The sequence below is a fragment of the Frankia sp. ACN1ag genome, assembly GCF_001414035.1.
GTDB classification, from domain to species: Bacteria; Actinomycetota; Actinomycetes; order Frankiales; family Frankiaceae; genus Frankia; species Frankia torreyi.
Genome location: NZ_LJPA01000045.1, coordinates 48004 through 54576, shown reverse-complemented (window position 1 = coordinate 54576; position 6573 = coordinate 48004). Strand labels below are relative to the sequence as shown.

The 6573-nt window shown below is 71.4% G+C and carries 6 protein-coding genes and 2 pseudogenes; 2 read left to right on the top strand and 6 right to left on the bottom strand.

Going from position 1 to position 6573, the window contains the following annotated elements:
- Positions 1-180: pseudogene (locus tag UK82_RS41730) on the top strand (HNH endonuclease signature motif containing protein); the annotation flags it as partial.
- A 212-nt stretch (positions 181-392) separates the two neighbouring features.
- Here the strand turns inward: UK82_RS41730 and UK82_RS27490 are convergent.
- From UK82_RS27490 to UK82_RS27470, 6 genes and pseudogenes are all read right to left on the bottom strand, one after another.
- Positions 393-1469 (bottom strand): hypothetical protein, encoded by a 1077-nt coding sequence (locus tag UK82_RS27490; RefSeq protein WP_044886587.1) that lies wholly within the window; start codon positions 1467-1469, stop codon positions 393-395.
- Between the two features lie 107 nt (positions 1470-1576).
- Entirely contained in the window at positions 1577-2062 is a 486-nt protein-coding gene (locus tag UK82_RS27485; protein ID WP_011601988.1) for a hypothetical protein, read from the bottom strand.
- Between the two features lie 214 nt (positions 2063-2276).
- A pseudogene (locus UK82_RS40560) lies at positions 2277-2516 on the bottom strand (hypothetical protein); the annotation flags it as partial.
- Between the two features lie 632 nt (positions 2517-3148).
- Positions 3149-3631, bottom strand: a complete 483-nt coding sequence (locus UK82_RS27475) for an OmpA family protein (RefSeq protein ID WP_236706516.1) — start codon at positions 3629-3631, stop codon at positions 3149-3151.
- 400 nt (positions 3632-4031) lie between these two features.
- The gene (locus UK82_RS33830; RefSeq protein WP_157734551.1) at positions 4032-4175 is read right to left on the bottom strand and encodes a hypothetical protein; all 144 of its coding nucleotides are present in this window, start codon (positions 4173-4175) and stop codon (positions 4032-4034) included.
- 120 nt (positions 4176-4295) lie between these two features.
- The gene (locus tag UK82_RS27470) at positions 4296-5216 is read right to left on the bottom strand and encodes a class I SAM-dependent methyltransferase (protein ID WP_044886584.1); all 921 of its coding nucleotides are present in this window, start codon (positions 5214-5216) and stop codon (positions 4296-4298) included.
- A gap of 377 nt (positions 5217-5593) precedes the next feature.
- Between UK82_RS27470 and UK82_RS27465 the strand changes: the two genes are divergently transcribed.
- On the top strand, positions 5594-6562 hold the full coding sequence (locus tag UK82_RS27465) for a helix-turn-helix domain-containing protein (protein ID WP_055410214.1): 969 nt from the start codon (positions 5594-5596) through the stop codon (positions 6560-6562).
- Positions 6563-6573 lie beyond the last annotated feature (11 nt).

The window sequence follows — 6573 nt, the reverse complement described above, 5'->3', positions numbered from 1 at the left end:
GTCCCCCCACACCTACGCCGCGCCCTCGCCGCCCGCGACCGAGGCTGCACCTTCCCCGGCTGCGACCGCCCACCCTCCTGGTGCGAAGCACACCACGTCATCCACTGGACACACGGCGGGATCACCGCCCTACACAACCTCGTCCTGCTCTGCGGCCACCACCACCGCCAGGTCCACCACNACGGCTGGACCATCNNCTTCACCGACNNCGGACACCCCGCCTACATCCCACCCTGGCGCATCGACCCGGCGCAACGCCCACGCCAAAACCCCTACACCCACCCACCNGACCTTCTCGCCAGCGTCACCTGACCGGCGGTCCNGCCGCCCAGGCGGTTGGTCGAAGGCTCGGAAGGCCACCCGGTCACCGTGATCCTGGGAGGTGAGGCCGGCTAGGACCGGCGGGCCATCTTGATGGTCTTCTCCAGCTGGTCGCGATCCACCTCGGCGACCCGCCCGTTCGTCGGCACGGTCGGGATGTGGCCGCCGCCGAGCACCAGGTCGGTGGTGTGGCGCAGGCCCATGTCCTTCTGCTCGACGTCGAGGATGGCCTCCTCGACCCGGTAGAGCTTCTCGATCTGCGACACCTTCGCCTCGACCTGGGCGGCGACGATGCGCAGTCGGCGCTCGGCCTTGGCCAGGCGCCGCTCCAGCCGCCGGTCGACGATGTTCGGCATCGGCTCGTCGCGTTCCGTCGGGTCGTGCAGGTACAGCTCGACCGCCACGGCGACCAGCGGGATCAGCGCCTGGAACAGGATCACCGCGCCGCCGGTGCTCGTGCCGGCCGTGCCCTGCGTGCGCACGAGCACCCCGGCGATCGACAGCAGCAGGAAGATCGCCGTAGTCAGGCTCAGCGCCAGCGGGGACGACTTCGACTCGACGAGCTGCTCGCGGATGTCCAGATCGATCTTGAAGCGGCCGGCGTCGGCATCGGCGAGCATCTGCTTCTGGGCGCGGGCGAGGATGGACGCCTTGATCCCGTGCGCGAGCGCCACCCCGGCGATGAAGACGGCGACGCCGAGCAGGCCGCCGAGCCACCATTCCGGGCCGTAGCCGCCGACGTCGGCGAGCACCGCGTAGGACTGTGCGAACACGTAGAAGTCCAGCGCCGCGAGCAACGTCAGGACGACCGTGCGGGCCGGCCCCGCCAACGCCATCTGCGGGATGCGCTCCTGCACCCCGACGCTGCGCCACAACCGGCCCTGCTCGACCTTGTTCTTGATCAGCTCGGTTCGCCGCTCGCGGCGCTCGGCCCGAGAGTCAATCTCCATCCGGAGCTCGGCGATCAGCTCCTCAAGGGTCCGGCCGTCGGCCCGGACGGCGGCCCGGACCTCCTGGACCTCCGCGTCCTCCAGGCTCTTGAGGACCTTGGGGCGGGTCTCCGCACCCGCCAGCGCGATGTCGGCGTCTCCCACCCGGCGGATGAGCTGCTTGGCCAGACGCCCTGGCTGGTTTCCCCTGCGCAGCACCGTTTCAGGCTCCTACTTTTCCGATGTCGGTCCCGATGGGCGGTTTAGTCAATGGGGATGAGCGGTCAGTCGATGGGGATGAGCGGTCAGTCAATGGGGATGAGCGGTCAGTCAATGGGGCGAGCGAAGGTGCCGCCGACGAAGCAGAGCATGGCGCAGACGATGCCGAGCACCGAGGCGACCATGGCCTCGCGCGCCCCCTGCTGTTCGTCACCGGAGAAGACCATGGTCAGCACGAGGGTGCCGACGCCGACCACGGCGCCGACGGCGCCGAGCATGAAGCGGCGGGCGATCGTCTCCCGCGGCGGCAGGGTGGACAGCGCGTCGATCGGGGCGATCCGGCCGGCCCGAGCACGGTTGCCCACCCGGCGCCGGATGTCGCGCAGCCGGAAGGTGTTGCCGGTGATGAAGAAGCTGAGCGCCGTCACGATCATTGATCCGGTGACGGAGACCTTCGCGAACGGGGACGACAGAGTCAGCCAGACCCAGATCTCCAGCACCGCGAGCATGACCAGGCAACCGGTGATCACAACCGTCGAGCGCATCAGCGCCGGGCTGAAGTGCTGGTCCTCGGGCTCGTGCAGAACGCCCATCGGTCGTCTCCTCGGCTTGAGTTCCACCGGCGCCGTCGTGGCCAGCAGCGGTTCGGATGGATCGGCGTGGTGTGTGCCGCGGTGGTTGCGGACGGGGTGCTCCGGGAGCTCGGGGGCTGCCGCGACGGGCGCGGACGGACGAGCGGCTGGGACGGGCGGGTCGGTCGGGATGGTCGGGTCAGTCTGGATGGTCGGGATGGTCGGGATGGTGGAGCTAGCTGCAGTCACTGCTGATCCGTCGACACAGCTCGCCCTTGAGGTAACGGGCGAGATCCTGCTGCGGCCGATCCGCCGCGCCCTCGTTGACCCCGAGGAACCGGACCTTGTCGTTGCCCACCGCGGTGATCTGCTGGGTTTCGAAGCACCGTTTTACCAGCGCCTCGGCGATGGGCGCGGACGCCTTCTTGCCGTCGACGTTGAGGCAGTCGGAGTCCTGACCGGTGCCGAGCAGGTCNCTCCAGACGAGGACGGTCACATCGGTGACTTTTACGTCGGGTGTGGATCGGACGGTGTTGAGCTCGTCGTTGATGCCGGCGAGCAGACCTGTGGCGCTGCCCTTCGCGCTGACCCGCTCGGTCTGGACGACGTGGTCGATCTCCGTGCCGAGGGCCTTGGCGGCGGCGACCCGGTCCTTCTCCTCGCGCCGGTTGTTGTTCCGTTTGATCTGGAACATCCGATCGCCGTGGAAGCAGTCCGAGTACGTCATAGCCGTGCCGCCGCTGGCGACGAGCCGGATGTAGGCGCCGTTCTTCAGTGCTGTGTCGAGGTAGGGCTGGACCCGGGTCGCGACGCGCTGCGCGGTAGCGGCCGAGTTGTCGGTCACGTCGAGCAGTACCAGCAGCAGCGGTGCGCCGGCCGCGGGCGTGGACTCCTGGTACTTGGAGCAGTCGAGCGGGCCGTCCGCCTTGGACGTGCCGAGCAGGCCGCCGTCGCAGGCGGCGAGCATCGGCGTCGCCAGCATGGCCGCCGCCACCAGCCCGGCCAGCCGGCCGCGCAGACGCCGGCTTCGGCCCCGGGGCCGGGCTGCGGCTTCACCCGTCCCGGCCGCGCCCGGGGTCACCGGCGGACCGGCGGAAACGTCGCACGTCATCGAAGCACGATCTCCACTCGGCGTCGGCTCGCGTCGGCGACGCCGTCCTGCGCGCCTTGTTCGCCCCTGCCCTCGACATCCAGCACGGAGCTGGGGATGTTCTGCGTCGCCAGCCACGCCTCGACGGACTTCGCCCGTTCCAGCGACAGCTTCTGGTTGTCCTCGGTCCGCCCCAGCCCGTCGCTGTAGCCGATCACCGAGATGGGGCCGGGATGCTCCCGGATCGCCGGCAGGACCTGCTGCAACGCGGTCATCGCCTCCCCCCGCAGCTCGCTGCTGTTCGAGTCGAACAGGTAGTCGGCGCTGACCGTCGTCACCTGGCTGCCATCCGGCTGGGTGATGAACTTGCTCAGCGGCGGCAACGGGTCGGCCTCGACGGTGGGCGCGACCCGCGTCGCGTGCGGCGCAGGGGTGAACGAGACGGTGTCGCTGGCGGAGCACCCGGCCGCGAGGCCGACCAGCGCCAGCGCGAGCGCCACCCCCGTGCACGCGCGAACCCCCGGAATGCCGCGCCTGAACGTGGCATCTCCGGGTGCGGAGTGAGCGTGATACACGGTCTGCCCCCAACGGCGAATGCGGGGCTCACCATAACGGGGGCGATCGGGGTACCTCCCCGCGCCCTAGGGCGTTGTGTGCACCGTGGGACAAAGCGGCGTCGCGTTGAGCGGAGCGTTCCTCGCTCGCCGCATCCGAGCCGACCGCCGTTCGTGTTCGCCGGCTGCGGCGGTTCGCCGGTGGGAGACCTTCAGACAGCAGACGACCCCGGGGTTCTGGGCGGGCGCCCGCCCAGAACCCCGGGGTCGCCCGGGTTCGTCGCCGCTACTGCGATCGGCAGGGAGTGCCGATCAGCAGAGAGTGCCGATCAGCAGGGGATGCCGATCAGTAGCGGGTGCCGGTGGTCGTGGTGGTGGAGGCGGTCCGGCTGCGCCGGCGGCGTAGGCGGCGCAGCCCGCGGGCGGCGGAACGGTCCGCCTGATTGACGTCGTGCCGAACCTCGTGCCGCATGCGACGCAGAATCTTCATAGTGATGCCTCCCTTTCGTCGGTTTCCGGGCCGGTCTTCGTGTCATTTCCGGCCTATCCGGTGACGCCTGGGGAGGGTTTGCCCGGCATCGATGCCCTCACACCTGCCGGGTGGCGAAAACTAGCGGGCCGGCGGCCGGCTCGTGACGAAGATGGAGGTCGAGGGCACGTACCCGCCGCGCACCGGCCCCCACTGCCCCCAGGTTCGCTCCTGGCCGGCCGGCCATTCCGGCTCGATGATGTCGTGCAGGATCAGCCCGGCCGCGACGATCTCACGGACCCGGTCGCCGATCGTGCGATGCGTCTCCGTGTAAATCGCCTGGCCCTGCTCGTCGTGCTCGGTGTAGGCGCGCCGGTCGAAGTAGCTGTGGAATACCCGCAGCCCGTTTTCGTCCGGATCGTCCGGCAGGCACCACACGAACGGATGGGTCGTCGAGAACACCCAGCGCCCGCCGGGTCGCAGGACCCGGGCGACCTCCCGCATCACCGCCCCGCTGTCGGCCACGAACGGGACCGCGCCGAACGCCGAGCAGGCCACGTCGACGCTCTCGTCCGCGAACGGGAGCGCGACCGCGTCGGCCTGGACCAGCGCCACCTCGATGCCGGTGCGGGCCGCGTAGGTGCGGGCCTGGGCGAGCTGGCCGCCGGACAGGTCGAAGCCGACCACCCGGGCACCCTGGCGCCGCAGCCACCGCGCGCACTGGGCGCCGCCGCAACCGACCTCCAGGACGGTGCGGCCGGCCACGTCCCCGAGCAGCCGGAGCTCGGACTCGCGCAGCCCCTCGGGGCTCCAGCAGAAGTCGCTGTCACCGAGGAAGGCGCCGTGTTCGGCCTGGTAGTCCGCGGCCGCGTCGTCCCAGTAGATGCGGCTGGCCCGCCGGGCTGTCTCGGGATCTATGTCGAGGTATCCGTAGGCGGGTGGCTGCTCACCGCCGCCGGTGCCGTCGATCGTGCCCACGCTGTTGTTCGTGTCTGCGCTGTCGATCATGTCTGCGCTGTCGATCGTGCCGCTGGTCGCGGCGTCGTTTTCTGGACTGCCCACGGTGGTTCATGCTGGCATCCGGCCGCGCGGTGGCGCCCGCCGGGGCGGCCGCCACCGGCGTGACCCCCCGCCGCGGGGCGGCCCGCGTGCGCCCGGACGCCCCGCGGTGGCTGGCCCGACTGGCACGGTCGGGGGATGATCTCGGTCATCCCGCAACATCACTGACGATGGGGAGGTCCGCTGGTGGCGGTCGAGGTCGGAGCGGCCGAGGTCGGAACGGTCGAGGTCGGAACGATGGCGGTGGGCGGAGAGGCTGGCGGAAAGGCTGTAGGCGGGGTGGCTGTGGGTCGGGCGCGTACGGGTGGGGCGCGTACGGGTGGGGCGCGTACGGGTGGGGTGGCCGTGGCTGCCGGCGTCGCGGTGGTGAGGTCGGCACGGTGGCGGTGAAGCCGTCCGGGTCCGCCGTCCGGGTCGGCCGCCTGCTGAGTTTCCTCGGCGGCCACGGCGAGTCCGGTTACTCGCTCTCGGAGCTGGCCCGGGCCGTCGGCATGGACAAGAGCACCTGCCAGGCGATGCTGCTCGCCCTGGTCGAGCAGGGGTTCGTCCACCGCGACGACGGGCACCGCACGTACGCCCTGGGCCCCTCGGCGCTGGCAGTCGCCGCCGCCGACGGGGACCGGGCGCGGCTGGCGCGGCTGGCCCGTGCGGAGCTGGAGTCACTGACCGCGGACCTCGACCTCGAGACGTTCGCGACCACGACCTTCGCCGGCAACCTGCTCGTCCTGGCCCGTGTCCCCCGCTCCACCCTGTTCGGGCTGTCCATGCGGGTCGGCCAGACGCTGCCGTTACGCCCGCCGGTCGGCGCCGTGCACCTGGCCTGGGCGCCCCCTGCCGCCGTCGACGCCTGGCTCGCCGCCGCAGGCCCCACCTGCGCCCCCGCCGCGTGCACGGACACCGTCTCGGTGAACGTCGCGCCGGTGAACGTCGCGCCGGTGGACCCCACCCGGGCGGGGGAGCCGGCGTGCCGGCATCGGCGGGTAATCGATGTGGTGCGGGAACGGGGCTACTCGGTGACGGCGGACGACGCGTTGCGCTGGCGGCTGCGCGACGTGGTCGACCAGGTCGCGGACGCGCCGACCGACCCGGGCCCGCGCCGGGAGCGGGACGAGCTGCTGCGGACCCTCGCCGAGCGGGACTACGAGGTCCTGGACCCGGACGAGGCGAAGTCGTGGCCCGTGGGGGAGATCTGCGCGCCCGTGTTCGGCCGGGACGGTCGAGTCACCGTGGCCCTCGGCCTGGTTGCCGCCCAGACCCTGGACACGGCCCGGCGCGCGGCCATGGTCGACCGACTGCTGTTCGCGACGACCCGGCTCACGGCGCTGACCGGCGGCCGCCCGCCTGACTGACGTCGGCCTCG

Excerpts from the sequence above, each read along its gene's own strand:
- UK82_RS27485 (WP_011601988.1), bottom strand. The coding sequence starts at position 2,062 with ATGGGCGTTCTGCACGAGCCCGAGGACCAGCACTTCAGCCCGGCGCTG.
- UK82_RS33830 (WP_157734551.1), bottom strand. The coding sequence starts at position 4,175 with ATGAAGATTCTGCGTCGCATGCGGCACGAGGTTCGGCACGACGTCAAT.